The organism is Streptomyces sp. YIM S03343 (assembly GCF_054729195.1).
Map to the genome: position 1 here is coordinate 3,916,058 of NZ_JBPUKX010000001.1, position 26,773 is coordinate 3,942,830.

Here is a 26,773-nt window from a genome sequence, read left to right on the forward strand (position 1 = left end):
GCACCCGTCCCGTGACCGAGGCACAACCGATGTGCACGAAAGCGAGGCAGCACCGATGCCCCCGTTCGACGTCCCCGAGGGCGACCCCTTCGGCCCGCACAACCTTCCCTACGGCGTATTCTCCCCCGCCGGGCCCACCGATCCCACTGGTCCCACCGGTCCCGGCACCGGGCGCAGGGTCGGTGTCCGGCTCGGCGGCCATGTCCTGGACGCCGGCGCGGCCGCCCGCGCATTCGGCTCGCCGTACGCCGCCCTGCTCTCCCAGCCGTCCCTGACACCGCTCCTCGCGGCGGGCCGCACCGTCTGGTCGGACGTACGGCGGGCGCTGACGGCCTGGCTGACCGTGCCCTCCCACCGGGAGACGATCGAGCCGCTGTTCCACCCCCTGTCGTCGGTGACCCTGCATCTGCCCTTCGACGTCGCCGACTACGTCGACTTCTACTCCTCCGAGCACCACGCCCGGAACGTCGGCCGGATGTTCCGCCCGGACGCCGCCGACTCCCTCACCCCCAACTGGAAACATCTGCCCATCGGTTACCACGGCCGCTCGGGCACGGTCGTGGTGTCGGGAACGGACGTCGTCCGCCCCTCGGGCCAGCGCAAGGCCCCCGCCGACCCGGCACCGGTGTTCGGCCCGTCGGTCCGTCTGGACATCGAGGCCGAGGTCGGCTTCGTGGTCGGGGTGCCCTCGCGCCTGGGCACCCCGGTCCCGCTGGCCGACTTCCGCGAGCACGTCTTCGGGCTGTGCCTCCTCAACGACTGGTCGGCCCGCGACATCCAGGCCTGGGAGTACGTCCCCCTCGGCCCGTTCCTCGGCAAGTCCTTCGCCACCTCCGTCTCCGCCTGGATCACGCCCCTGGAGGCGCTCGACGAGGCCCGGACCACGCCCCCTGCGCGCACGCACCCCCTGCTCCCCTATCTCGACGACTCCGCCCCCGGCACCGAGCCCGGCGGCTACGACCTGCATCTGAGCGTCGAGATCAACGGTCAGGTCGTCTCCGAGCCTCCCTTCTCCGCCATGTACTGGACCGCCGCCCAGCAACTCGCCCATCTGACGGTCAACGGCGCCTCGCTGCGCACCGGCGACCTGTACGCCTCGGGCACGGTGAGCGGGCCGGAGCCCGGGCAGCGCGGCTCGCTGCTGGAGCTGACGTGGAACGGGCGCGAACCGCTCGAACTCCCCGAGGGCAAGCGGGCGTTCCTGGAGGACGGCGACACGGTGACCCTGACCGCGTGGGCGCCGGGAGCGGGCGGCGCCCGGGTGGGTCTGGGCGAGGTGACGGGGCGGGTGGTCTCGCGGTGAGCCCGACACGCGCGACAAGCCCGATGAGCTTGATTCTCTTCGTGTCCGACTCCTGACTCCGGCCGCCCGTCGCCGTCATACTGGGCGGCGGGCGGCAGCCGCAGACCCGCCGTCCTCCTTCCGCCACGTTTCATCCGTGCCCTCCGTGCCATCCATTCCAGCCGTTCCACACCGAATGCTCCCGACACCTCATCACCACGCCGTCCGGCCCGTGTCCGTACTTCTCGTGGTTATCGCACCTCCCGTAGCTCCCGTGGCTCCCGCAGCTCCCGCACCTGCCTTCGACCCGGAACCGGAGTTCCCGGTATGACCTTCTGCCTGCTCCTGCTGAGCGTCGTCGCCCTCTCGGCGGCCGTGCCGGCGCCGCGCGCGCTGACCGCGGCCGTATGGCCCGAGCGGGAACCCGTCGTCGCCCTGTGGGTGTGGCAGTGCCTGGTCGCGACCGTTCTGCTGTGTTGTCTGGCCGCGCTCGTGCTGGGCGCCGCCGCCGTCTTCCAGACGGTCCGTGACCAGGTCTTCGCACCCGCACCACCCGCCGTGACCGCCGCCTACGACCTGTCCGCCGCGGCCCCCTGGGCCAGCGCCCTCACCCTGCTGCTGGCCTGCGGCGCCGGGTGGACGACCGCGATGCTGGCCCGCGAGGCGGTCGACGCCCGCCGACGCCGCGGCCTGAAGCGCGCGCACCTGCGGGAACGCGCCCCCGAACTGCCCGCCGGACTGCCCGTCAGCCGCGGGGCCATGCTGGTGCTGGAGGACGAGTACCCCGACGCCTGGTGGCTGCCCGGTCATCCGCCCCAGCTGATCGTCACCACCGGCGCTCTGCACCGGCTGACCGACCACCAGCTGGACGCCGTGCTCACCCATGAGCGCAACCACGCCCGCGCCCACCACGACTGGCTGCTGCATCTGTCGACCGCGCTCGCCACCGGCTTCCCGCGTGTCCCCGTCTTCACGCACTTCTGCGACCAGACGTACCGGCTGGTCGAGCTGGCCGCCGACGACACCGCGTCCCGCCGCTGCGGCCACCTGACCACGGCCCTGGCGCTGATCGAGCTGAACCAGCACCGGGGCGTGCTGTCCTGCTCCTCCAGCCGCCGTCTCCTCGGCGAGCGCGTCGACCGTCTCCTCCAGCCGCCGCCCCGGCTGGACCGGCGGCGCCGGGCGCTCACAACCACGGCAGCCGCCCTGGTACCGCTGATCCCGCTGCTGATCACCTTCACCCCGGGGCTGACGGCGCTGGGCTGAGCCGGGAGCGGGCGCGGCGCGGACGGGGATGTTCACGGAGGGACCCCCTGGTCCCTGCGCCCCGCCGTTGTCCCGCGGCTGTCCCGCCCTCTATATCCAGTCGTCCGAGTCCGGCTCCGGTCCTGGGTCGCCGTCCTCCGGCTCGGGCCAGTCGTCGTCCTGGGTACCGCCGCCCGCCGGATCCTGGGCTCCGGCGGATTCGGCGGCAAGGGCGGCCAGCACCCCGAGCACGCCCTCGCCATAGGTCGCCAGCTTCTTCTCGCCGACCCCGCCGACGGTGCCGAGCTCGGCGACCGACGTGGGCCGGACGGTGACGATCTCCCGGAGCGTCGCGTCGTGGAAGATGACATATGCCGGGACGCCCTGCTCACGGGCCTGTTCGGCACGCCAGGCGCGCAGCGCCTCGAAGGCCGGGAGGAGTTCCCCGGGCAGCTCGGCCGCGGCCGTCTTGGACTTGCGCTCACCCTTGCCGGACGACGACGAGCGTGCCGTCGCTGGTTTCTTCGGCTCCTTGCGCAGCGGTACTTCCCGCTCGCGCCGCAGCACCGAGCCGCTGGCCTCGGTCAGCACCAGCGTGCCGTACTCGCCCTCGACCGCGAGCAGCCCCTGGGCGAGCAACTGCCGCACCACACCCCGCCATTCGCCCTCGGTCAGCCCCTCTCCGATGCCGAACACGGACAACTGGTCGTGGTCGAACTGGATCACCTTGGCCGTGCGCCGCCCGAGCAGGATGTCGACGATCTGCACAGCGCCGAACTTCTGGCCCCGCTCCCGCTGGAGCCGCACCACCGTGGAGAGCACCTTCTGCGCGGCGATCGTGCCGTCCCAGGTCTCGGGCGGCGTGAGGCAGGTGTCGCAGTTGCCGCAGCCCACCGCGTCCGGTTCCTGGCCGAAGTAGGCCAGCAGCTGTCCGCGCCGGCAGCGGGCCGTCTCGCAGAGGGCCAGCATGGCGTCCAGATGGGCGGCGGCACGGCGGCGGAACGCCTCGTCGCCCTCGCCGGACTGGATGAGCTTGCGCTGCTGTATGACGTCGTTGAGGCCGTAGGCCATCCAGGCCGTGGAGGGCTGTCCGTCACGGCCCGCGCGGCCCGTCTCCTGGTAGTAGCCCTCCACCGACTTGGGCAGGTCGAGGTGGGCCACGAACCGTACGTCGGGCTTGTCGATGCCCATGCCGAAGGCGATGGTCGCCACCACGACCACGCCGTCCTCCCGCAGGAACCGGGACTGGTGCGCCGCGCGCATGCCCCCGTCCAGGCCCGCGTGGTAGGGCACCGCAGCTATGCCGTTGGCGGTGAGGAACTCCGCCGTCCGCTCCACCGAGTTGCGCGACAGGCAGTAGACGATGCCGGCGTCGCCCTGGTGCTCCTCGCGCAGGAAGGCCAGCAGCTGCTTCTTCGGGTCGGCCTTGGGCACGATGCGGTACTGGATGTTGGGTCGGTCGAAGCTCGCCACGAAGTGGCGTGCGGCAGGCATCCCGAGCCGCTGGGTGAGCTCCTCGTGCGTCGCGTGCGTGGCCGTCGCCGTGAGGGCGATCCGCGGGACGTCCGGCCAGCGCTCGCCCAGCACGGACAGGGAGAGGTAGTCGGGGCGGAAGTCGTGGCCCCACTGGGACACACAGTGCGCCTCGTCGATGGCGAAGACCGAGATCTTGCCCCGTGAGAGGAGGTCGCGGGTGGCGTCCAGACGCAGCCGCTCGGGTGCGAGATAGAGCAGGTCCAGCTCCCCGGCGAGGAACTCCGCCTCCACCGTGCGGCGCTCGTCGAAATCCTGTGTGGAGTTGACGAACCCGGCGCGCACCCCGAGCGCGCGCAGCGCATCCACCTGGTCCTGCATGAGCGCGATCAACGGGGAGACCACGACCCCGGTGCCGGGTCTGACCAGTGCCGGGATCTGGTAGCACAGCGACTTGCCGCCGCCGGTCGGCATGAGGACCACGGCGTCGCCGCCCGCGATCACATGCTCGATGATCGCTTCCTGTTCGCCGCGGAAGGTCTCGTACCCGAAGACCCGGTGCAGTGCGGCCAGCGCCTCGCTGTCCGTCACCCCTGGCATCTCTGCCCCTGGCATCTCGCTGATCCCGCCCGTCCCGTGCATAGTCCTGTCCCCCGTGGGTCGTCTCCCGACCACTGCCTCCACGATAGGGGGCCGCGCCGACAGCGTCCCGAGTTGTCCACACCCTGCGGCTACTTGTCGTATCAGTCCATCGGGCGTCTCCGGGTGGCCGCCGCATGCCGTCCGGGACAGGCTGCCGAGGGCGGGGCCCGAGCGGCCGGACGCCCGGAGCGCCCGCCCACCTGTCCGCCCCTTCAGCCATTCGTCCCTTCAGCCATCCGCCCGTTCGGCGATCCGTCCGTTCGGCGATCCGCCTGTTCAGCGATCCGCCCGTTCGGCGTCCCACCTGCTCGACGATCCGCCCGTTCGACACCCCAAGGAGCTGCATGTCATGACCGCTCGCCTGGCCAGAGCCGCCGTCGCCCTCGCCTCCGCCCTCACCACGGCCCTCACCCTCGCCACGGCCGCCGCACCCGCCCACGCCTCGCACCGGGACCCCGTCGTCACCCGACAGCTCGCCACCGCCCGCGAGGCGACGGCGAAGTACCGCTTCCTGCCGTTCGCCACCGCCGACGGCTACGACGCCCATATGTGTCTGGCCCGCAGCGCGGGCGGCATGGGCTTCCACTACTTCAACGAGTCGCGGTTCGGCTCCCTCGACCCGACCAAGCCTGCCGGACTCCTCTACGAGGCCGGGGACGACGGGCGGCGCAGGCTCGTCGGCGTGGAGTGGGTCGTGCCGGTGACCGGCACCAAGACGGCCCGGCCCCGGTTGTTCGGGCAGGACTTCCAGGGCCCCATGGCGGGCCACTACCCCGGTATGCCCACCCACTACGACCTGCACGTCTGGCTCTACAAGAACAACCCGAGCGGCCTCTTCGCCCAGTGGAACCCCACCGTGAAGTGCCCGGCCTCCTGAGCCGTCCTACGGCACAGAGACGCCGGTCCGCACGCGCCGCCGTACGCACACGAAGGCCCCGGCTCCCCTCAGGGAAACCGGGGCCCGCGCGTCCGGTCAGCGGACGAAGACGCCCGCCTGGTTCGCCAGGTCGAGGAAGTACTGCGGCGCCACACCGAGCACGACCGTGACGGCCACGCCCACCCCGATCGCCGCGATGGTCAGCGGCGAGGGCACGGCGACCGTCGGGCCTTCCGGCCGCGGCTCGCTGAAGAACATCAGCACGATCACCCGGATGTAGAAGAACGCCGCGATCGCCGAGGAGATCACACCGACCACGACCAGCGGGGCCGCGCCGCCCTCCGCCGCCGCCTTGAACACCGCGAACTTCCCGGCGAAGCCGGAGGTCAGCGGGATGCCCGCGAAGGCCAGCAGGAAGACCGCGAACACGCCGGCCACCAGCGGCGACCTGCGGCCGAGCCCGGCCCACTTGGACAGATGGGTCGCCTCACCGCCCGCGTCACGCACCAGGGTGACCACGGCGAACGCGCCGATCGTCACGAACGAGTACGCGCCCAGGTAGAAGAGGACCGACGACACGCCGTCCTTGGTGGTCGCGATGACACCCGCGAGGATGAATCCCGCGTGCGCGATCGACGAGTACGCCAGCAGCCGCTTGATGTCGGTCTGGGTGATCGCGATGATCGAACCGGCCACCATGGTGATGATCGCCACGCCCCACATGACCGGCCGCCAGTCCCAGCGCATGCCCGGCAGCACGACGTACAGCACGCGCAGCAGCGCGCCGAACGCGGCGACCTTCGTCGCCGCCGCCATGAAGCCGGTCACCGGGGTCGGAGCGCCCTGGTAGACGTCCGGCGTCCACATGTGGAACGGGACCGCGCCCACCTTGAACAGCAGGCCCATGCCCAGCAGCGCGGCGCCGAGCAGCAGCAGCGCGTCGTTGCCCATGGTGCCGGCCAGCGCCGGGTCGACGCTGGTCACGGTGCCGTCGACGACCCGCGCGATCGTGCCGTACGACACCGAGCCGGCGTAGCCGTACAGCATGGCGATGCCGAACAGGGTGAACGCGGAGGCGAACGCGCCGAGCAGGAAGTACTTGACCGCCGCCTCCTGCGAGATGAGCCGCTTGCGGCGGGCCAGCGCGCACATCAGGTAGAGCGGCAGGGAGAAGACCTCCAGTGCCACGAACAGCGTCAGCAGGTCGTTGGCCGCGGGGAAGACCAGCATGCCCGCGACCGCGAAGAGCAGCAGCGGGAACACCTCGGTCGTGGTGAAGCCGGCCTTGACGGCGGCCTTCTCGCTGTCGCTGCCCGGTACGGACGCGGCCTGCGCCGCGAACGAGTCGACGCGGTTGCCGTGCGCCTCCGGGTCGAGGCGCCGCTCCGCGAAGGTGAACAGGGCGACCAGCGCGGTCAGCAGGATGGTGCCCTGGAGGAACAGCGCGGGGCCGTCGACCGCGATGGCGCCCATGGCCGCGATGTGCGCCTTCGTCGTGCCGTACCCGCCGGCCGCCAGCGCCACGACCGCGGCGAAGGCGGAGACGAACGCCACGGCGCACACGAACACCTGCGCGTAGTAGCGCCACTTGCGCGGGACGAACGCCTCGACGAGCACCCCGACGAGCGCCGCGCCCACGACGATCAGGGTCGGGGAGAGCTGGGCGTATTCGATCTTGGGTGCGTCGATCTTCCCGATCGGCTGAGCGGCCGTCGCCGCTGTTGTCCACAGGCTGTGGACGGCGCTTGCGCTCACTTGGCCGCCTCCACATCGGGCTTGGGGTCGGTCTTCTGTACGTCCGACATGGTGTGTTTGACAGCCGGGTTGACGACGTCCGTCACCGGCTTCGGGTAGACGCCCAGCAGGATCAGCAGCACGATCAGCGGGGCGACCACGACCAGTTCACGCGCCTTGAGGTCGGGCATCGCGGTGACCTCGGACTTCACCGGGCCCGTCATCGTCCGCTGGTAGAGGACGAGGCTGTAGAGCGCGCCGAGGACGATGCCGAAGGTGGCGATCACCCCGATCGTGGTGTGCCGGGTGAAGGTGCCGACCAGGACCAGGAACTCGCTCACGAAGGGCGCGAGGCCCGGCAGCGACAGCGTCGCGAGGCTGCCGATCAGGAAGGTGCCGGCGAGCACCGGGGCCACCTTCTGGACACCGCCGTAGTCGGCGATGAGCCGGGAGCCGCGGCGCGAGATCAGGAAGCCGGCGACCAGCATCAGCGCGGCCGTGGCGATGCCGTGGTTGACCATGTAGAGCGTCGCGCCGGACTGGCCCTGGCTGGTCATCGCGAAGATGCCCATCACGATGAAGCCGAAGTGCGAGATCGACGCGTACGCGATCAGCCGCTTGATGTCCCGCTGGCCCACGGCGAGCAGCGCGCCGTAGATGATGCTGATCAGGGCGAGGACCAGGATGGCGGGCGTGGCCCACTTGCTGGCCTCCGGGAAGAGCTGGAGGCAGAAGCGGAGCATCGCGAAGGTGCCCACCTTGTCGACGACCGCCGTGATGAGCACGGCGACCGGCGCGGTGGACTCGCCCATGGCGTTGGGCAGCCAGGTGTGCACCGGCCACAGCGGCGCCTTCACCGCGAACGCGAAGAAGAAGCCGAGGAACAGCCAGCGTTCGGTGCTGGTCGCCATGTGGAGCGAGCCGTTGGCGCGGGCCTGGACGATCTCCTGGAGGCTGAAGTTCTTGGTGACGACGAAGAGGCCGATCACCGCGGCCAGCATGATCAGACCGCCGGCCAGGTTGTAGAGCAGGAACTTCACCGCGGCGTACGACCGCTGGGTCGACGCCACTTCCTCACCGTGCTCGTGGGCATGGTCGCCGAAGCCGCCGATGAGGAAGTACATCGGGATCAGCATGGCTTCGAAGAAGATGTAGAAGAGGAAGACGTCGGTGGCCTCGAACGAGATGAGGACCATCGCCTCGACGGCCAGCAGCAGGGCGAAGAAGCCCTGTGTGGGCCGCCAGCGGCGGGTTCCGTCGTCCAGTTGGTCGGCGTCGTGCCAGCTCGCCAGGAGGATGAACGGCATCAGCACGGCGGTCATCGCGATGAGCGCGACCCCGATGCCGTCCACTCCCAGTTCGTACCTGACCCCGAACGCCTTGATCCAGTCGTGGGACTCGGTGAGCTGGTAGCGGGAGCCGTCCGGGTCGAAGCGCACCAGGACGGCGATCGCCAGCCCCAGGGTGCCGAGGGAGACCAGCAGCGCCAGCCATTTCGCGGCGGTGCGCCGCGCGGCCGGGACGGCGGCCGTGGCGACGGCCCCCACGGCCGGGAGCGCCGCCGTCGCTGTCAGCAGAGGAAAGGACATCGGATATCAGACCGCCCTCATCAGCAGGGTCGCGGCGACCAGGAGCGCCGCACCGCCGAACATCGAGACCGCGTACGAGCGCACGAAGCCGTTCTGCAGGCGGCGCAGCCGCCCGGACAGGCCGCCGAACGTGGCTGCCGTGCCGTTGACGACGCCGTCGACCAGGGTGTGGTCGACGTAGACCAGGGACCGCGTCAGGTGCTCGCCGCCGCGGACCAGGACGACGTGGTTGAAGTCGTCCTGGTACAGGTCGCGGCGGGCGGCCCTGGTGAGCAGCGAACCGCGCGGGGCGACGACCGGGACCGGCTTGCGGCCGTACTGGGCGTAGGCGATGCCGACGCCGATGACCAGGCACACCATGGTGGCGGCGGTGACGACTCCGGCGCTGAGGGGGGAATCGCCCTCGCTGTGCCCGGTGACCGGCTCCAGCCAGTGCAGGAAATGGTCGCCGAGCTTGAAGAAGCCACCGGCGAAGACCGAGCCGAAGGCCAGCACGATCATCGGGATCGTCATGACGCTGGGCGACTCGTGCGGGTGCGGCTCGTTGCCGTTCTCGTCGGGCTGCCAGCGCTTCTCGCCGAAGAACGTCATCAGCATCACGCGGGTCATGTAGAACGCGGTGATCGCCGCGCCGAGCAGGGCCACGCTCCCGAGGATCCAGCCCTGGGTGCCGCCCTTGGCGAAGGCGGCCTCGATGATGGCGTCCTTGGAGAAGAAGCCGGACAGACCCGGGAAGCCGATGATGGCGAGGTAGCCGAGGCCGAAGGTGGCGAAGGTGATCGGCATGTACGTGCGCAGGCCGCCGTACCTGCGCATGTCGACCTCGTCGTTCATGCCGTGCATGACCGAACCGGCGCCGAGGAACAGTCCGGCCTTGAAGAAGCCGTGCGTCACCAGGTGCATGATCGCGAAGACGTAGCCGATCGGGCCGAGGCCCGCCGCGAGGATCATGTAGCCGATCTGCGACATGGTCGAGCCGGCCAGTGCCTTCTTGATGTCGTCCTTGGCGCAACCGACGATCGCACCGAACAGCAGCGTGACGGCGCCGACCACCGTGACGGCGAGCTGCGCGTCGGGGGCGGCGTTGAAGATCGCGGCGGAGCGGACGATCAGATAGACACCCGCGGTCACCATCGTGGCGGCGTGGATGAGGGCGGAGACCGGGGTCGGGCCCTCCATCGCGTCACCGAGCCAGGACTGCAGCGGTACCTGTGCGGACTTGCCGCACGCCGCGAGCAGCAGCATCAGGCCGATGGCGGTGAGCTTGCCCTCGGACGCGCCGCCGACACTGTCGAAGACCGGGGTGAAGGCGAAGGTGCCGAACGTCGTGAACATCAGCATGATCGCGATCGACAGGCCCATGTCGCCGACCCGGTTGACCAGGAACGCCTTCTTGGCGGCCGTGGCGGCGCTGGGCTTGTGCTGCCAGAAACCGATCAGCAGGTAGGACGCGAGACCCACGCCCTCCCAGCCGACGTACAGCAGGAGGTAGTTGTCGGCGAGGACGAGGATGAGCATCGCCGCGAGGAACAGGTTGAGATAACCGAAGAAACGGCGGCGGCGCTCGTCGTGCTCCATGTACCCGACCGAGTACAGATGAATGAGCGAGCCGACGCCGGTGATCAGCAGGACGAAGGTCATCGACAACTGGTCGAGGCGGAAGGTGATGTCCGCCTGGAAGCTCCCGACCGAGATCCATGTGTACAGATGGTCGGTCAGGGTGCGGTGCTCGGCGTTCTTGCCGAGCAGATCGGCGAAGAGGATCACACCGAGCACGAACGAGGTCGTCGACAGGAGCGTGCCGATCCAGTGGCCGACGGCATCGAGGTACCGCCCGCCGACCAGCAGGACGGCAGCTCCGAGCAGAGGCGCCGCGATCAGCAGCGCAATCAGGTTCTCCACGATTCAGCGACCCCTTACAGCTTCATCAGGCTGGCGTCGTCGACCGAGGCCGAGTGGCGGGAACGGAACAGCGACACGATGATCGCGAGCCCGACCACGACCTCCGCGGCGGCGACGACCATCGTGAAGAAGGCGATGATCTGGCCGTCGAGATTGCCGTGCAGACGGGAGAAGACGACGAACGCGAGGTTGCAGGCGTTGAGCATCAGCTCGATGCACATGAACACGACGATCGCGTTGCGCCGGATGAGCACCCCGGTCGCGCCGATGGTGAACAGCAGGGCGGCGAGGTAGAGGTAGTTGACGGGGTTCACTTCGACGCCTCCTCGGGCCGCTTGAAGTTCGCGGCCTCGATCCCGGTCCGCTCCAGGCGCTCTTCGGCACGCTGTTCGAGGGCCCGCAGATCGTTGAGCGCCTCGACCGACACGTCACGGATCTGGCCGCGGGCGCGCAGCGTCTTGTTGACCGTGAGGTCGGACGGGGTGCCGTCGGGCAGCAGGCCCGCGATGTCGACCGCGTTGTGCCGGGCGTACACGCCGGGCGCGGGCAGCGGCGGTACGTACGTGCCCTCGCGCACGCGCTGCTCGGACAGTTCGCGCTGGGTCTTGGCCCGCTCGGTGCGCTCGCGGTGCGTGAGCACCATGGCGCCGACGGCGGCCGTGATGAGCAGGGCGCCGGTGATTTCGAACGCGAACACGTACTTGGTGAAGATGAGGGCGGCGAGGCCCTCCACATTGCCGTGCGCGTTCGCCTGGCCGAGGCCGTCGAAGTCCTTGAGGGAGGCGTTGCCGATCCCTCCGATCAGCAGGACCCCGAAGCCGACCCCGGAGAGCAGGGCCAGCCACCGCTGGCCCTTGATGGTCTCCTTCAGGGAGTCCGCCGCGGTGACACCGACGAGCATCACCACGAACAGGAACAGCATCATGATCGCGCCGGTGTAGACGACGATCTGCACGATGCCCAGGAAGTAGGCCCCGTTGGCGAGGTAGAACACCGCCAGGACGATCATCGTCCCGGCGAGGCTCAGCGCGCTGTGCACGGCCCTCTTCATGAAGACGGTGCCCAGGGCGCCGAGCACGGCCACCGTGCCCAGGACCCAGAACTGGATCGCCTCACCGTTGGAGGTGGTGTAGGCGGCGAGCTGCGCGCTCATGCGTCCACCTCCTCTTCGGCCGGCTTCTCGCCCTTGGTGACGGCGACCTGGCGCACGGTGCCGGGTGCGGCCTCCGTCACCAGGCCCCGGTAGTAGTCCTGTTCGTCCATACCCGGATAGATCGCGTGCGGGCTGTCGACCATGCCCTCTTCGAGGCCGGCCAGCAGCTGTTCCTTGGTGTAGATGAGGTTGGCGCGGCTGGAGTCGGCCAGTTCGAACTCGTTCGTCATCGTCAGCGCGCGCGTGGGGCACGCCTCGATGCACAGCCCGCACAGGATGCAGCGGGCGTAGTTGATCTGGTAGACGCGGCCGTACCGCTCGCCCGGCGAGTAGCGCTCCTCGTCGGTGTTGTCGGCGCCCTCCACATAGATGGCGTCCGCGGGGCAGGCCCAGGCGCACAGTTCACAGCCGACGCACTTCTCGAGGCCGTCCGGATGACGGTTGAGCTGGTGCCTGCCGTGGAACCGCGGAGCCGTGGTCTTCTTCTGCTCCGGGTACTGCTCGGTGAGCCGCTTCTTGAACATGGCCTTGAAGGTCACGCCGAAGCCGGCCACGGGGTTCATGAAACCGGGCTTGGTCTCCTTGGGCTCCTCAGCCATCGGACGCCTCCTTTCCATCCAGAGATCCGTCACTCACAGTGTCCACTCCGCCACTGACAACGAGCTCCCCGTCCCGCCGCGGACGGCGCCGCGGCACCGGCGGGAGTTCCTGTCCCGGCAGCGGCGGCACGGGGAACCCGCCCGCCATCGGGTCGAAGCCGGCCGGTTCGGCGGGCGGTTCGGCGGCCTTCGCCTTCTCGCGGAACATGTCGTAGACGAAGGACAGAAGCAGCAGGGCGAGGACGCCGCCGCCGATGTAGAGGGCGATGTCGGCGAAGCCGTAGTTCTCGTTGCGCAGGGCCCGGACGGTGGCGACGAGCATCAGCCAGACCACGGAGACCGGGATGAGCACCTTCCAGCCGAGCTTCATCAGCTGGTCGTAGCGCACGCGCGGGAGCGTGCCGCGCAGCCAGATGAAGCCGAACAGCAGCAGCTGCACCTTGATCGTGAACCAGAGCAGCGGCCACCAGCCGTGGTTCGCGCCCTCCCAGACGGTGCTGATGGGCCACGGGGCCCGCCAGCCACCCAGGAAGAGCGTGGTCGACACGGCCGAGACGGTCACCATGTTGACGTACTCGGCGAGCATGAACAGCGCGAACTTGATCGACGAGTACTCGGTGTTGAAGCCGCCGACCAGGTCGCCCTCGGACTCCGGCATGTCGAAGGGTGCGCGGTTGGTCTCGCCGACCATCGTGACGATGTAGAGGATGAACGACACCGGCAGCAGCAGGATGTACCAGCGGCCCTGCTGCTGCTCGACGATCGTCGACGTCGACATCGAGCCCGAGTAGAGGAACACCGAGGCGAACGCGGCGCCCATGGCGATCTCGTAGGAGATCATCTGCGCGCAGGAGCGCAGACCGCCGAGCAGCGGGTAGGTGGAGCCGGAGCTCCAGCCCGCCAGCACGATGCCGTAGATGCCGACGGAGGCGACCGCGAGGATGTAGAGCATCGCGATCGGCAGGTCGGTCAGCTGCATCGTGGTGCGGGTGCCGAAGATCGAGATCTCGTTGTCCGCCGGGCCGAAGGGGATCACCGCGATCGCCATGAAGGCCGGGACGGCCGCGACGATCGGCGCGATGAGGTAGACCACCTTGTCCGCGCGCTTGACGATGACGTCTTCCTTGAGCATCAGCTTCACGCCGTCGGCGAGCGACTGGAGCATGCCCCAGGGGCCGTGCCGGTTCGGGCCGATGCGCAGCTGCATCCAGGCGACGACCTTGCGCTCCCACACGATGGAGAACAGCACGGTCAGCATCACGTAGGCGAAGCAGAACACCGCCTTGACGACGACGAGCCACCAGGGGTCGTGGCCGAACAGCGAGAGGTCTGACGCGGCGAGGTACGTGTTCATGCCTCCACCTCCTGGGGGGCCTCGCCGACGGGCTTCGCCGGGCCGATGCGGACCAGGGAGCCGGGCAGCGCCCCGGTGTCGGAGGCGACGCCCCCGCCCGTGGAGTTCAGCGGGAGCCAGACCACACGGTCGGGCATCGCGGTGACCTCCAGCGGGAGTTCGACGGTTCCTGCGGTACTGCTCACGGCGAGGACGTCGCCGTTCTTGACGCCCGCCTCGGCGGCGGTGGCGGCCGACACGCGCGCGCGTGCGGCGTGCCGGGTGCCGGCGAGCGCGTCGTCGCCCTCCTGGAGGACGCCCTGGTCGAGGAGGAGCCGGTGCCCGGCGAGCACGGCCTCCCCTGCGGCGGGCCGCGGGGGTGTGCCCGCCTTCTCCAGCGGGGCCGCGGGCCGCGTGCCCTCCCAGGCACCGAGCCGGTCGATCTCCGCACGCACGGTGCGCAGATCCGGCAGGCCCAGATGCACGTCCATGGCGTCGGCCAGCATCTGCAGCACCCGCGCGTCGGTGGGCGCCAGGCGGCGTGTCATCTGCTCGGGCTTCAGCGCGGCGTCGAACATCCGCGCCCTGCCCTCCCAGTTGAGGAAGGTGCCGGGCTTCTCGGCGACGGCGGCGACGGGCAGGACGATGTCGGCCCGCTCGGTGACCGGGCCGGGCCGCAGTTCCAGCGACACGAGGAAACCGACCTCGTCGAGGGCCTCCAGCGCGCGTGCCGGGTCGGGCAGGTCGGCGACCTCGACGCCGGCGACCACCAGAGCCTGGAGTTCGCCACCGGCCGCGGCCTCGACGATCTGCGCGGTGTCACGGCCGTAGCCGCCCGGGAGTTCGGCGAGGCCCCAGGCCGCGGCGACCTCCTCACGCGCGCGCGGGTCGGTGACCGGGCGTCCGCCGGGCAGCAGCGACGGCAGCGCGCCCGCCTCGACGGCGCCGCGCTCCCCGGCCCGGCGCGGGATCCACACCAGGTCGGATCCGGTCGCGGCCGCGGCCCGTACCGCGGCGGTGAGGCCGCCGGGGACCGCGGCGAGGCGCTCGCCGACGACGATCACGGTGCCTTCGGCGCGCATGGCCTCGGCGGCCTTCTGGCCCGCCTCCTCCAGGCCGACGCCGCCCGCGAGCGCGTCCAGCCATTCGGTCTCGGTGCCGGGTGCGGCCGGCAGCAGGGTGCCGCCCGCCTTCTCCAGGCCGCGGGTGGCGTGCGTGGCCAGCGCGAACACCTTCTGTCCGCGCTTGCGCCACGCCTTGCGCAGCCGCAGGAAGACGCCGGGCGCCTCCTCCTCGGACTCGAACCCGACCAGCAGGACGGCGGGCGCCTTCTCCAGGGAGGTGTACGTGACACCCGTGCCGTCCAGGTCGACACCGCGTCCGGCGACGCAGGCGGCCAGGAAGTCGGCCTCCTCGGCGCTGTGCACGCGCGCGCGGAAGTCGATGTCGTGGGTGCCGAGCGCCACGCGCGCGAACTTGCTGTAGGCGTAGGCGTCCTCGACGGTGAGGCGTCCGCCGGTCAGCACGCCGGTCCGGCCACGCGAAGCCAGCAGGCCCTGGGCGGCGATCTCCAGCGCCTCGGGCCAGGATGCCGGGACGAGTTCGCCCTCAGGGTTGCGCACCAGGGGCGTGGTCAGGCGGTCCTTGGCCTGCGCGTACCGGAACGCGAAGCGTCCCTTGTCGCAGATCCACTCCTCGTTGACCTGGGGGTCGTTGGCCGCCAGGCGCCTCATGACCTTGCCGCGCCGGTGGTCGGTGCGGGTGGCGCAGCCGCCGGAGCAGTGCTCGCACACGGAGGGCGAGGAGACCAGGTCGAACGGGCGGGCGCGGAAGCGGTACGCCGCCGACGTCAGCGCGCCGACCGGGCAGATCTGGATGGTGTTGCCGGAGAAGTACGACTCGAACGGGTCGCCCGCTCCGATGCCCACCTGCTGGAGCGCACCGCGTTCGATCAGGTCGATGATCGGGTCACCGGCGATCTGGTTGGAGAAGCGGGTGCACCGGGCGCACAGCACGCACCGCTCGCGGTCGAGCAGCACCTGGGTGGAGATCGGGATCGGCTTCTCGTACGTGCGCTTCGTCCCGTCGAAGCGGGACTCGGCGTGGCCGTGCGACATGGCCTGGTTCTGCAGGGGGCACTCGCCGCCCTTGTCACAGACGGGGCAGTCCAGCGGGTGGTTGATGAGCAGGAACTCCATCACACCGTGCTGGGCCTTCTCGGCCACGGGGGAGGTGAGCTGGGTCTTGACCACCATGCCGTCGGTGCACGTGGTGGTGCACGACGCCATCGGCTTGCGCTGCCCCTCGACCTCGACCATGCACTGGCGGCAGGCGCCGACGGGTTCGAGGAGGGGGTGGTCGCAGAACCGGGGGACCTCTACACCGAGCTGTTCGGCGGCCCGGATGATCAGCGTGCCCTTGGGCACGCTGAGCTCGGCGCCGTCGATGGTCAGCGTCACGAGATCTTCCGGCGGGACCGCCGCCTCACCGCCTCCGGCGGAAGCGTTGGTCGAGATGGTCATGCGTTCACCTCCGCGGGCTTGTCCGCCCATGCCGTGGACTTGGCCGGGTCGAAGGGACAGCCCCGGCCCGTGATGTGCTGCTCGTACTCCTCGCGGAAGTACTTGAGCGAGGAGAAGATGGGGCTGGCGGCACCGTCGCCGAGGGCGCAGAAGGCCTTGCCGTTGATGTTGTCGGCCACGTCGTACAGCTTGTCGAGATCGCTCATGCGGCCCTTGCCCGCCTCGATGTCCCGCATCAGCTGCACCAGCCAGTACGTGCCCTCCCGGCAGGGGGTGCACTTGCCGCAGGACTCGTGGGCGTAGAACTCGGTCCAGCGGGTGACGGCACGTACGACGCAGGTGGTCTCGTCGAAGCACTGGAGGGCTTTTGTGCCGAGCATGGAACCCGCGGCGGCCACTCCTTCGTAATCAAGAGGGACGTCGAGGTGCTCGTCGGTGAACATCGGCGTCGAGGAGCCGCCCGGTGTCCAGAACTTGAGCCGGTGGCCCGGCCGCATCCCGCCGCTCATGTCGAGGAGCTGGCGCAGGGTGATGCCGAGCGGCGCCTCGTACTGGCCGGGGTTGGAGACATGCCCGCTGAGGGAATAGAGCGTGAAGCCGGGGGACTTCTCGCTCCCCATCGAGCGGAACCATTCTTTGCCCCGGTGCAGGATCGAGGGAACCGAAGCGATCGACTCGACGTTGTTCACCACAGTCGGGCACGCGTAGAGGCCCGCGACGGCAGGGAAGGGAGGACGGAGCCGCGGTTGACCACGGCGGCCCTCGAGCGAGTCGAGCAGCGCGGTCTCCTCACCGCAGATGTACGCGCCCGCGCCCGCGTGCACGGTGAGTTCGAGGTCGAGACCGCTGCCGAGGATGTTCTTGCCGAGGTAGCCGGCCTCATAGGCCTCTCGTACGGCCGAGTGCAACCGCCGCAGAACGGGGACGACTTCACCACGCAGATAGATGAAAGCGTGCTGCGACCTGATGGCATGGCACGCGATGACGATGCCCTCGATGAGGCTGTGCGGATTGGCGAACAGGAGCGGGATGTCCTTGCACGTCCCGGGCTCCGATTCGTCAGCGTTGACAACTAGATAGTGCGGTTTCCCATCACCCTGGGGGATGAACTGCCACTTCATTCCCGTCGGGAATCCGGCGCCGCCGCGGCCGCGCAGACCGGATTCCTTGACGTACGCGATCACCTCGTCCGGCGACATGGCGAGCGCCTTGCGCAGGCCCTCGTATCCGTCGTGCCGCCGGTAGACGTCCAGCGTCCAGGACCTGTCCTCGTCCCAGAACGCCGACAGCACGGGCGCGAGCAGCTTCTCGGGGCTGGTGTCCTGCATCTCGGGTGCCAATGTCATCACTCCCCCTCCTCGACGACGGGTCCCGCCGGGTGTGCCGGGTCGGAGGCCGAGGTCTGCTGCGGCGCGTCGTGCGAGCTGCGGTGTCCGGCCGGTGCCTGTCCGTCCGCCGGTGCGCCCTGCGGTGCGCCGTCCCGCGGGTGGACCACGCGCGGGGCCGGTGCCTCGCCCTTGGCCAGGCGCAGGCCCCGCAGCGACGCGGGTCCGGCACCGACGCTCTCGTCTGCTGCGCCGGGGCGCTCGTCGGGGAAGCCCGCCAGGATCCGGGCGGTCTCCTTGAAGGTGCACAGATGGGCACCACGCGTCGGCTCCACCGGCCGTCCCGCGCGCAGGTCGTCGACGAGAGCGGTGGCGCTCTGAGGGGTCTGGTTGTCGAAGAACTCCCAGTTGACCATGACGACCGGGGCGTAGTCGCAGCCCGCGTTGCACTCGATGTGCTCGAGGGTGACCTTTCCGTCGTCGGTGGTCTCGTTGTTGCCTAGGTCGAGATGCTCCTGGAGCTTCTCGTAGATGGCGTCGCCGCCCATCACCGCGCACAGCGTGTTGGTGCACACGCCCACCTGGTAGTCACCGGAGGGCTTGCGCCGGTACATGGTGTAGAAGGTGGCGACCGCGGTGACCTCGGCCGTGGTCAGGTCCAGCATCTCGGCGCAGAACTGCATGCCGGTGCGGGTGACGTAGCCCTCCTCCGACTGCACGAGGTGCAGCATCGGCAGCAGGGCGGAACGCGCGCCGGGGTAGCGGGCGATGATCGCGCGAGCGTCGGTCTCCAGGCGGGCCCGGACGTCGTCCGGGTAGCCGGCGGCGGGCAGTTGCGGCATGCCCAGGCTGACGCCCTCTTCAGGAGTGGTGGTCACCGGTCGACGCCTCCCATCACGGGGTCGATGGACGCGACGGCGACGATGACGTCGGCGACCTGGCCGCCTTCGCACAGCGCCGCCACGGCCTGAAGGTTGGTGAAGGACGGGTCACGGAAGTGGACCCGGTAGGGCCGGGTGCCGCCGTCGGAGACGACATGCGCCCCGAGTTCGCCCTTGGGCGACTCGACGGCGACGTACGCCTGTCCGGCCGGTACCCGGAAGCCCTCGGTGACCAGCTTGAAGTGGTGGATCAGGGACTCCATGGAGGTGCCCATGATCTTCTTGATGTGGTCGAGGGAGTTGCCCAGTCCGTCCGGTCCCAGGGCGAGCTGGGCGGGCCAGGCGATCTTCTTGTCGGCGACCATGACCGGGCCGGGCTCGAGCCGGTCCAGGCACTGCTCGACGATCCTGAGCGACTGGCGCATCTCCTCCAGGCGGATCAGGAAGCGGCCGTAGGCGTCGCAGGTGTCGGCGGTCGGCACATCGAAGTCGTAGGTCTCGTAGCCGGAGTACGGCTGTGCCTTGCGCAGGTCGTGCGGCAGGCCGGTGGCGCGCAGCATCGGGCCGGTGACGCCGAGGGCCATGCAGCCGGCGAGGTCGAGATAGCCGACGTTCTGCATACGGGCCTTGAAGATGGGGTTCCCGGTGGCGAGCTTGTCGTACTCCGGGAGGTTCTTCGTCATCTTCTTCACGAACTCGCGGATGTGGTCGACCGCGCCGGGCGGCAGGTCCTGGGCGAGACCGCCGGGGCGGATGTACGCGTGGTTCATCCTGAGGCCGGTGACCAGCTCGTTGATGTCGAGGACCAGCTCGCGGTCACGGAAGCCGTAGATCATGATCGTGGTGGCGCCGAGCTCCATGCCGCCGGTGGCGATGGCCACCAGGTGGGAGGAGAGGCGGTTGAGCTCCATGAGGAGCACACGGATGATCTTGGCGCGCTCGGTGATCTGGTCCTCGATGCCGAGGAGCCGCTCGACGGACAGACAGTAGGCGGCCTCGTTGAAGAAGGACGTCAGGTAGTCCATGCGCGTCACGTACGTGGTGCCCTGCGTCCACGTGCGGTACTCGAGGTTCTTCTCGATACCGGTGTGGAGATAGCCGATGCCGCAGCGGGCCTCGGTGACGGTCTCGCCGTCGATCTCCAGGATGAGGCGCAGCACGCCGTGGGTGGACGGGTGCTGGGGGCCCATGTTGACGACGATGCGCTCGTCGTCGGCCCGGGCCGCGGACTGGACGACCTCGTCCCAGTCGCCACCGGTCACCGTGTAGACGGTGCCCTCGGTGGTTTCCCGGGCGGATGCTGACTGGGTACTGCTCACGAGTACGACCTCCGCTGGTCGGGAGCCGGGATCTGGGCACCCTTGTACTCGACGGGGATGCCGCCGAGGGGGTAGTCCTTGCGCTGCGGATGGCCCTGCCAGTCGTCCGGCATCATGATCCGCGTCAGGGCGGGGTGGCCGTCGAAGACGATCCCGAAGAAGTCGTACGTCTCGCGCTCGTGCCAGTCACAGGTCGGGTAGACGGAGACCAGCGACGGGATGTGCGGGTCGGCGTCGGGGGCGCTCACCTCCAGGCGGATCAGCCGGTTGTGGGTGATCGAGCGCAGGTGGTAGACGGCGTGCAGCTCGCGGCCCTTGTCGTGCGGGTAGTGGACGCCGCTGACCCCGGTGGCCATCTCGAAGCGCAGCGCCGGGTCGTCGCGCAGCACACGGGCGACGCGGACCAGGTGCTCCCGCTCGATGTGGAAGGTGAGTTCGCCGCGGTCGACGACCGTCTTCTCGATGGCGTTCTCGGGCAGCAGACCCTGTTCCTCCAGGGCGCCCTCGAACTCGTCGGCGACCTCGTCGAAGTCTCCGTATGCGTCTCCGCCGCGTGGGCCGCCGTAGGGCCGGGTCGCCGGTCCCGGGAGCCGGACCGAGCGGACCAGGCCGCCGTAGCCGGTGGTGTCGCCGCCGTTGTTGGCGCCGAACATGCCGCGCTGGACGCGGATCTCCTCGCCGCCCTGGCCGCGCCGGCCGGGGAGGTTGGCGGCGGAGAGGTCCTTCTCGGGGTTGGCCCCGTTCGTTCCCTGCGCGCCGGTGCCGTTCGCGTCGCTCACCGCAGCAGCCCCTTCATCTCGATCGTGGGGAGGGCCTTCAGCGCGGCTTCCTCGGCCTCACGCGCCGCCTCCTCGGCGTTCACGCCGAGCTTGGAGGTCTGGATCTTGTGGTGGAGCTTGAGGATGGCGTCCATCAGCATCTCGGGCCGCGGCGGACAGCCGGGGAGGTAGATGTCGACGGGGACGATGTGGTCCACGCCCTGGACGATCGCGTAGTTGTTGAACATGCCTCCCGAGGAGGCGCAGACGCCCATCGAGATGACCCACTTGGGGCTGGGCATCTGGTCGTAGACCTGCCTCAGCACCGGGGCCATCTTCTGGCTCACACGCCCGGCGACGATCATCAGGTCGGCCTGCCGCGGGGAGCCGCGGAAGACCTCCATGCCGAAGCGCGCCAGGTCGTAGCGGCCGGCGCCGGTGGTCATCATCTCGATGGCGCAGCAGGCGAGTCCGAAGGTGGCCGGGAAGACGGACGCCTTGCGGACCCAGCCGGCCGCCTGCTCCACGGTGGTGAGCAGGAAGCCGCTCGGCAGTTTTTCTTCGAGTCCCATGGTGTAAGGCCCCTCAGTCCCATTCCAGGCCGCCGCGGCGCCAGACGTAGGCGTAGGCGACGAAGACGGTGAGCACGAAGAGCAGCATCTCCACGAGCCCGAAGATCCCCAGGGCGTCGAAGGTGACGGCCCAGGGGTAGAGGAAGACGATCTCGATGTCGAAGACGATGAAGAGCATCGCCGTCAGGTAGTACTTGATGGGGAAGCGGCCTCCGCCGACCGGCGTGGGGGTCGGCTCGATCCCGCACTCGTAGGCATCGAGCTTCGCGCGGTTGTAACGCTTCGGCCCGATCAACGTGGCCGCGATCACGGAGAAGATCGCAAAGGCTGCCCCGAGGGCTCCCAGTACGAGGATGGGCGCATAGGCGTTCACCGCTCCTCGCTCCTCTCAGTCGGCACTGACTGTGGTGTGTATGTGACGGACTCACCACCGCCTCACATACCCCTCGAGCCACGCCCGTCCCGACCAAGATCGAGAACATGTGAAGCCGGTCACAAGCCCTAACTGCCACGCATCCTATGCCCGACCATCTGTGATCTGCGACACGGGGTATTCGACTACCTTTGTGATCTCTACCACCTGACGAACGATCATGCTGTCATATGTCGGTTGATCTTCGCCATGAGGGGGTCAAAGAGACGCCAAGAAGTAACATTCCCAGTCGTCTTCGCAGGCCGGAGGGGGGCCTCGATATCAAGTGAGTTCCCGTGCATCAAAATTGGCAGTGGACTACGAGCGCTGATAGTGGATCCCATTCACACTTCAGAAGGAGAAGTCCGGAGCAGTGTGGACACGTGCACTAGTTCACCAAGTCGGGATCACTAGTTCACTAAGTCATGCACGAGTTCACTAACTCGACCCGCGCGCGAGACATCGCATTTTCGGTAACCGTTCCGTGACCTCCACCACATCGATGAGAGACCCATGAGAACCGGGCTTGGCCAACCGTCCCCACCGATGGTAGGCCGCGGGCAATCCGGACGAACCGACGAAAGGGCAAGATCACAGGCATGATCACGTGAGTCCGCAATGTCCGTTACGGCGTCAATAAAGAACGACACGCCCGGGATTTGGGGCTCCGATTGAGCAACTGTGGCGCAGCACACGTTCCTTGTGGGTATGGAGGAGCCCCTGATACCCGTTGTACCCATGTCCCAGACCGCTCTCATACGCAGCCACCGAAAGCCCCGCCGCAACGCGTCGCAGACGATCGCGATGCGGGCGGGAGTCGCCGGTGGTGTCATCGGCAGCCTGGCAGTGGCAGGCGCGTCGGCCTACTCGGCGAACGCCGCCGAGCCGGTGACCCAGACGCTCGAACTGCCCACTCTGACCGCCGACGTGGCCGAGCAGATCGCCCAGTCCGCGGACGCCACACAGCAGGCCGCCGCGAACTACCAGCTCCAGGCCGAGCGTGACGCCGCCGCCGCGAAGGCCGCGAAGCAGGCCAAGTCGGACCTCGCGGACGCGAAGAAGGCGGAGGCCAAGAAGAAGGCCGAGCAGGACGCGCGCCGGGCCGCCGCGGCACGCGCCTCCCGCACGGCCGAGCGGACCACCCTCACCAGCACGACGAGCAGCAGCTCCACGGGCTCGTCCACGGCGACGGGTTCGGCCGCGGCCGTCGTGGCCTTCGTGAAGGCGCAGATCGGCAAGAGCTATGTGCTGGGCGCCTCGGGCCCCAGCGCCTACGACTGCTCCGGCCTCGTCCAGGCCGCCTTCAAGCAGATCGGTGTCAGCCTGCCGCGGGTCTCCGAGTCCCAGTCGACGGCCGGCACCCAGGTCTCGCTGAGCAACCTCCAGGTGGGCGACATCCTGTACTGGGGCAGCGCGGGCAGCGCGTACCACGTCGCGGTGTACGTGGGCGGCGGCATGTTCGTCGGCGCGCAGAACCCCTCCACGGGCATCGTGGAGAAGCCCCTCTCCTACGACCCGCCCACCGGCGCGGTACGAGTGCTCTGAGCCTCCCCGGCAGCCGAGCCTCTCCCGGCAGCCGCACAAGGGCCGCAGCAGCCCCCTCCGGGGGGCGCGCGGCCCTTTCGGCGTCCTCCGGCCCTTTCGGCGTCCTCCGGGTCTTTCGGCGTCCTCCGGGCCTTTCGGGGTTCTCCGGGCCTTTCGGAACCCGACGCCTCCACGACCCGCCCGCCCGCCCGCCCCGGGCATGGTGGCCGCGGCGCCCGCGAGGGGCCGCAGTCCCCGCCGCGGCCGCTCGCGGGCGCCGTCAGGGCCTCGGTCGGGTCAGGACTTCGGGGTCACCTTTGTCAGGGCGTTGATGACACGGTCCATGGCGTCGCCGCCCGTCGGGTCGGTGAGGTTGGCCAGGAGCTTCATGGTGAACTTCATCAGCAGCGGGTGGGAGAGGCCGCGCTGGGTGGCGAGCTGCATGACCTTCGGGTTGCCGATGAGCTTCACGAAGGCGCGGCCCAGCGTGTAGTAGCCGCCGTAGGTGTCCTTGAGAATGCGCGGGTAGTTGCGCAGGGCGAGTTCGCGCTGGGCCGGGGTGGACCGGGCGTGCGCCTGGACCATGACGTCGGCGGCGAGGCTGCCGGACTCCATGGCGTAGGCGATGCCCTCGCCGTTGAAGGGGTTCACCAGGCCGCCCGCGTCGCCGACGAGCAGCAGGCCCTTGGTGTAGTGGGGCTGGCGGTTGAAGGCCATCGGCAGGGCGGCGCCGCGGATCGGGCAGGTCATGTTCTCGGGGACGTAGCCCCAGTCCTCGGGCATGGACGCGCACCACGCCTTCAGGACCTCGCGCCAGTCCAGTTCCTTGAAGGAGGCGGAGGTGTTGAGGACGCCGAGGCCGACGTTCGAGGTGCCGTCGCCCATGCCGAAGATCCAGCCGTAGCCCGGCAGCAGACGGTCCTGGGCTCCACGGCGGTCCCACAGCTCCAGCCAGGACTCCAGGTAGTCGTCCTCATGGCGCGGGGAGTTGAAGTACGTCCGGACGGCCACGCCCATCGGGCGGTCCTCACGGCGGTGCAGGCCCATCGCGAGAGATAGGCGGGAGGAGTTGCCGTCGGCTGCCACCACCAGCGGCGCGCGGAAGGTGACTTCGCGCTTCTCCTCGCCCATCTTGGCCGTGACACCGGTGATGCGGCCGGTCCGGTCGTCGAGGACGGGGGCGCCGACGTTGCAGCGCTCGAAGAGCCGGGCGCCCGCCTTCTGGGCCTGCCGGGCGAGCTGCTCGTCGAAGTCGTCGCGCCGCCGGACCAGACCGAAGTCCGGGAAGGAGGCGAGATCCGGCCAGTCCAGCTGGAGACGGACACCGCCGCCGATGACGCGCAGGCCCTTGTTGCGCAGCCAGCCGGCCTCCTCGGAGATGTCGATGCCCATCGCCACGAGCTGCTTGACCGCGCGCGGGGTGAGACCGTCGCCGCAGACCTTCTCGCGCGGGAACTCGGTCTTCTCCAGCAGCAGCACGTCGAGTCCGGCGCGGGCGAGGTGGTACGCGGTCGTCGAGCCGGCCGGGCCCGCGCCCACGACGATGACATCGGCGGTGTTCTCGGAGAAGGGCTCAGAGAAGGGCTTAGAGAAGGGCTCGGAGTGGGGCTCGGTCACGGCGGGATCTCCCCAAGGTTCGGAATCGGAGTGCCGACCGGCACTGGACATGGGCAGTCTATGCAGCAGAATTGATCACCCGGCTGAAGGGCTGTCCCGTGACCCGTGCTCTCCCTGTCGTACGGCTCCGTGTCCCCACCCACGAGGACGCCTTCGCCTGGCACCGGGTGTTCGACGATCCGGACGTCATGGAGTTCCACGGCGGCCGATCGGCGGAGCTGTCGGTCTACGAGGAGCTCACCGCTCGCCAACGCCGGCACGACGCCGAACTCGGTTTCTGTCTGTGGACGCTGACCGACGAGGACGACCGCGTCCTCGGCTTCACGGGCGCCCAGCCCTGGGACCGGGACTGGGGCCCCACCGGAGAGCTGGAGATCGGCTGGCGGCTCGGCCGTGAGCACTGGGGCAAGGGGTACGCGACCGAGGCGGCCGAGCGGACGCTGGAACGGCTGCGGACGGCGGGGGTGGGGAAAGTGGTGGCGATGGTCGACGCCCGCAACGAGCGGTCCATCGCGGTGACCGGGCGGCTGGGCATGCGGCTCGCCGAGACCTTCGCGATCCCTCGGTCGGAGCGGGAAGCCCACTGCTACCGGCTCGATCTATGAGCCCCCTCCAGCCATAGCCATCAGGCCGCCCTTGCCATACGGATGACATCAGTCCGATTGCGTCACGCTCAGTAACGATCTGTCACAGATAGGCATATGGCGCTTCCGAACTGCGCCCCCAGGCGGTTACCCTTCCAGTATCGCTGGGGGTGACATCTGTGCGCATAACGCAAAAAACACCCGAAGTGCGTGTGCCCAGGCTTGTCGGTCTGATGGCCATCGACGCACGTGAAACGGCGCAGGCACAAGGCCTGTTCATCAACGCGCCGGACCGTCCGGACTTCCATCTGGTCGTCGTCGACTATGTCGTGCGCCAGTACCCGCAGCCCGGCGCCGAGGTGCCGCGGGACTCGATGGTGTACGTGTGGTTCGGCTTCAACGACGGGGACGGCGGCGGTGGCATGCGCGAGCCGCGCGTCCCGAGACCGCCTGCCGGCGGGCTGCAACGCGAGCTGGACGAGCCCGGGGACGCGGTCGAGACCATCGGCGGCATCGGCGGACGCTGAGCCGCAGCGGCACGGCTCAGCCCTGCCGGAACCGGTTCAGTCCTGCCGGACTCCGGCTCAGCCCTGCCGGATGCCGGAACCGGCTCAGCCCTGCTTGAAGCCGCGGTGCAGGGACACGATGCCGCCGGAGAGGTTGCGCCAGGCCACCTTCGACCAGCCCGCCTTGATCAGCCGCTCGGCCAGCGCGGGCTGGTCGGGCCAGGCGCGGATGGACTCGGCGAGATAGACATAGGCGTCCGGGCTGGAAGACACCGCGCGCGCGACCGGCGGCAGGGCGCGCATCAGGTACTCGGTGTAGACGGTCCGGAACGGCGCCCAGGTCGGATGCGAGAACTCGCAGATCACCACGCGCCCGCCGGGCCGGGTCACCCGGTACATCTCACGCAGCGCCGCGTCGGTGTCCTGCACATTGCGCAGCCCGAAGGAGATGGTCACGGCGTCGAAGGTGTCGTCCTTGAACGGCAGCCTCGTCGCATCGCCCGCCGTGAACGGCAGCCAGGAGTTGCGCTGCTTGCCGACCTGGAGCATGCCCAGCGAGAAGTCACAGGGGACGACGTAGGCACCGGTCTGTGCGAAGGGCAGCGAGGAGGTCGCCGTACCGGCAGCGAGGTCCAGGACCTTCTGCGCGGGGCGGGCGTCGACCGCTCTCGCGACCTCCTTGCGCCAGCGCCGGTCCTGCCCGAGGGACAGCACGTCGTTGGTGAGGTCGTACCGTGCCGCCACCTTGTCGAACATCGAGGCGACTTCGTGCGGCTGCTTGTCCAGGGATGCGCGGGTCACCCGCCCATTGTGTCAGCACGCGGTACGGCATCACGGCAGCAGCCTCGGCTTCTGCTTCGCCGCGACGTCCTCGACCCAGCCGCACAGCACGACGAACCCGGCGATCAGCCCCCAGCCGGCGCC

At 69.5% G+C, this 26,773-nt stretch carries 23 protein-coding genes; 6 read left to right on the top strand and 17 right to left on the bottom strand.

Annotation, left to right across the window (positions count from 1 at the left end; translation table 11 throughout):
* Positions 1–55: 55 nt before the first annotated feature.
* A complete protein-coding gene (fahA, locus tag ACSYGN_RS16740; RefSeq protein ID WP_460396377.1) occupies positions 56–1,303 on the top strand; it encodes a fumarylacetoacetase in 1,248 nt (415 codons plus the stop codon).
* 306 nt (positions 1,304–1,609) lie between these two features.
* Complete coding sequence (locus tag ACSYGN_RS16745; RefSeq protein WP_460396379.1) at positions 1,610–2,548, top strand: M56 family metallopeptidase; 939 nt, start codon at positions 1,610–1,612, stop codon at positions 2,546–2,548.
* 90 nt (positions 2,549–2,638) lie between these two features.
* On the opposite strand, the gene recQ is transcribed toward ACSYGN_RS16745, so the two are convergent.
* Positions 2,639–4,642, bottom strand: coding sequence for a DNA helicase RecQ (recQ, locus tag ACSYGN_RS16750; RefSeq protein ID WP_460396381.1), 2,004 nt, complete (start codon positions 4,640–4,642; stop codon positions 2,639–2,641).
* A 349-nt stretch (positions 4,643–4,991) separates the two neighbouring features.
* Here recQ and ACSYGN_RS16755 point away from each other — a divergent pair, with 349 nt between their 5' ends.
* Positions 4,992–5,519 carry a hypothetical protein gene (locus ACSYGN_RS16755; RefSeq protein ID WP_460396383.1) on the top strand — a complete coding sequence of 176 codons (528 nt, stop codon included), beginning with the start codon at positions 4,992–4,994 and terminating at the stop codon, positions 5,517–5,519.
* Positions 5,520–5,615: 96 nt separating this feature from the next.
* Here ACSYGN_RS16755 and nuoN read toward each other — a convergent pair whose 3' ends face one another.
* From nuoN to ACSYGN_RS16825, 14 genes are read right to left on the bottom strand one after another with little or no spacing between them, the layout of a single operon-like run.
* Positions 5,616–7,274: an NADH-quinone oxidoreductase subunit NuoN gene (gene nuoN / locus ACSYGN_RS16760; RefSeq protein WP_460396385.1), complete on the bottom strand. Its 1,659-nt coding sequence runs from the start codon at positions 7,272–7,274 to the stop codon at positions 5,616–5,618.
* Entirely contained in the window at positions 7,271–8,842 is a 1,572-nt protein-coding gene (locus tag ACSYGN_RS16765) for an NADH-quinone oxidoreductase subunit M (protein WP_460396387.1), read from the bottom strand. Before ACSYGN_RS16765 ends, nuoN begins: the two co-directional genes overlap by 4 nt.
* Before the next feature lie 6 nt (positions 8,843–8,848).
* Positions 8,849–10,744 (bottom strand): NADH-quinone oxidoreductase subunit L, encoded by a 1,896-nt coding sequence (nuoL, locus tag ACSYGN_RS16770; protein ID WP_460396389.1) that lies wholly within the window; start codon positions 10,742–10,744, stop codon positions 8,849–8,851.
* Between the two features lie 14 nt (positions 10,745–10,758).
* Complete coding sequence (gene nuoK, locus ACSYGN_RS16775; RefSeq protein WP_460396391.1) at positions 10,759–11,058, bottom strand: NADH-quinone oxidoreductase subunit NuoK; 300 nt, start codon at positions 11,056–11,058, stop codon at positions 10,759–10,761.
* Positions 11,055–11,897, bottom strand: a complete 843-nt coding sequence (locus tag ACSYGN_RS16780; RefSeq protein ID WP_460396393.1) for an NADH-quinone oxidoreductase subunit J — start codon at positions 11,895–11,897, stop codon at positions 11,055–11,057. Before ACSYGN_RS16780 ends, nuoK begins: the two co-directional genes overlap by 4 nt.
* The gene (gene nuoI / locus ACSYGN_RS16785; RefSeq protein WP_460396395.1) at positions 11,894–12,496 is read right to left on the bottom strand and encodes an NADH-quinone oxidoreductase subunit NuoI; all 603 of its coding nucleotides are present in this window, start codon (positions 12,494–12,496) and stop codon (positions 11,894–11,896) included. The genes ACSYGN_RS16780 and nuoI overlap by 4 nt, the downstream gene beginning before the upstream one ends.
* Complete coding sequence (gene nuoH, locus ACSYGN_RS16790) at positions 12,489–13,850, bottom strand: NADH-quinone oxidoreductase subunit NuoH (protein WP_460396397.1); 1,362 nt, start codon at positions 13,848–13,850, stop codon at positions 12,489–12,491. The genes nuoI and nuoH overlap by 8 nt, the downstream gene beginning before the upstream one ends.
* A complete protein-coding gene (locus ACSYGN_RS16795) occupies positions 13,847–16,351 on the bottom strand; it encodes an NADH-quinone oxidoreductase subunit G (protein ID WP_460396399.1) in 2,505 nt (834 codons plus the stop codon). The genes nuoH and ACSYGN_RS16795 overlap by 4 nt, the downstream gene beginning before the upstream one ends.
* On the bottom strand, positions 16,348–17,697 hold the full coding sequence (gene nuoF / locus ACSYGN_RS16800) for an NADH-quinone oxidoreductase subunit NuoF (RefSeq protein WP_460396401.1): 1,350 nt from the start codon (positions 17,695–17,697) through the stop codon (positions 16,348–16,350). Before nuoF ends, ACSYGN_RS16795 begins: the two co-directional genes overlap by 4 nt.
* Positions 17,697–18,518 (bottom strand): NADH-quinone oxidoreductase subunit NuoE, encoded by an 822-nt coding sequence (gene nuoE / locus ACSYGN_RS16805; protein WP_460403516.1) that lies wholly within the window; start codon positions 18,516–18,518, stop codon positions 17,697–17,699. The genes nuoF and nuoE overlap by 1 nt, the downstream gene beginning before the upstream one ends.
* 32 nt (positions 18,519–18,550) lie before the next feature.
* Entirely contained in the window at positions 18,551–19,876 is a 1,326-nt protein-coding gene (locus ACSYGN_RS16810; protein WP_460396403.1) for an NADH-quinone oxidoreductase subunit D, read from the bottom strand.
* The gene (locus ACSYGN_RS16815; RefSeq protein ID WP_460396405.1) at positions 19,873–20,655 is read right to left on the bottom strand and encodes an NADH-quinone oxidoreductase subunit C; all 783 of its coding nucleotides are present in this window, start codon (positions 20,653–20,655) and stop codon (positions 19,873–19,875) included. The genes ACSYGN_RS16810 and ACSYGN_RS16815 overlap by 4 nt, the downstream gene beginning before the upstream one ends.
* Positions 20,652–21,206 carry a NuoB/complex I 20 kDa subunit family protein gene (locus ACSYGN_RS16820; protein ID WP_055493096.1) on the bottom strand — a complete coding sequence of 185 codons (555 nt, stop codon included), beginning with the start codon at positions 21,204–21,206 and terminating at the stop codon, positions 20,652–20,654. The genes ACSYGN_RS16815 and ACSYGN_RS16820 overlap by 4 nt, the downstream gene beginning before the upstream one ends.
* A gap of 13 nt (positions 21,207–21,219) precedes the next feature.
* Positions 21,220–21,579 carry an NADH-quinone oxidoreductase subunit A gene (locus ACSYGN_RS16825; protein WP_460396407.1) on the bottom strand — a complete coding sequence of 120 codons (360 nt, stop codon included), beginning with the start codon at positions 21,577–21,579 and terminating at the stop codon, positions 21,220–21,222.
* A 777-nt stretch (positions 21,580–22,356) separates the two neighbouring features.
* Here ACSYGN_RS16825 and ACSYGN_RS16830 point away from each other — a divergent pair.
* A complete protein-coding gene (locus tag ACSYGN_RS16830; RefSeq protein ID WP_460396408.1) occupies positions 22,357–23,163 on the top strand; it encodes a C40 family peptidase in 807 nt (268 codons plus the stop codon).
* Between the two features lie 276 nt (positions 23,164–23,439).
* Here the strand turns inward: ACSYGN_RS16830 and ACSYGN_RS16835 are convergent, their stop codons facing one another.
* A complete protein-coding gene (locus tag ACSYGN_RS16835; protein WP_460396410.1) occupies positions 23,440–24,810 on the bottom strand; it encodes a geranylgeranyl reductase family protein in 1,371 nt (456 codons plus the stop codon).
* Between the two features lie 47 nt (positions 24,811–24,857).
* Here ACSYGN_RS16835 and ACSYGN_RS16840 point away from each other — a divergent pair, with 47 nt between their 5' ends.
* Positions 24,858–25,364, top strand: coding sequence for a GNAT family N-acetyltransferase (locus tag ACSYGN_RS16840; RefSeq protein ID WP_460396412.1), 507 nt, complete (start codon positions 24,858–24,860; stop codon positions 25,362–25,364).
* A 185-nt stretch (positions 25,365–25,549) separates the two neighbouring features.
* A complete protein-coding gene (locus ACSYGN_RS16845) occupies positions 25,550–25,870 on the top strand; it encodes a PASTA domain-containing protein (protein WP_460396414.1) in 321 nt (106 codons plus the stop codon).
* Positions 25,871–25,954: 84 nt separating this feature from the next.
* Here ACSYGN_RS16845 and ACSYGN_RS16850 read toward each other — a convergent pair whose 3' ends face one another.
* On the bottom strand, positions 25,955–26,650 hold the full coding sequence (locus ACSYGN_RS16850; protein ID WP_460396416.1) for a demethylmenaquinone methyltransferase: 696 nt from the start codon (positions 26,648–26,650) through the stop codon (positions 25,955–25,957).
* Positions 26,651–26,773: the final 123 nt, after the last annotated feature.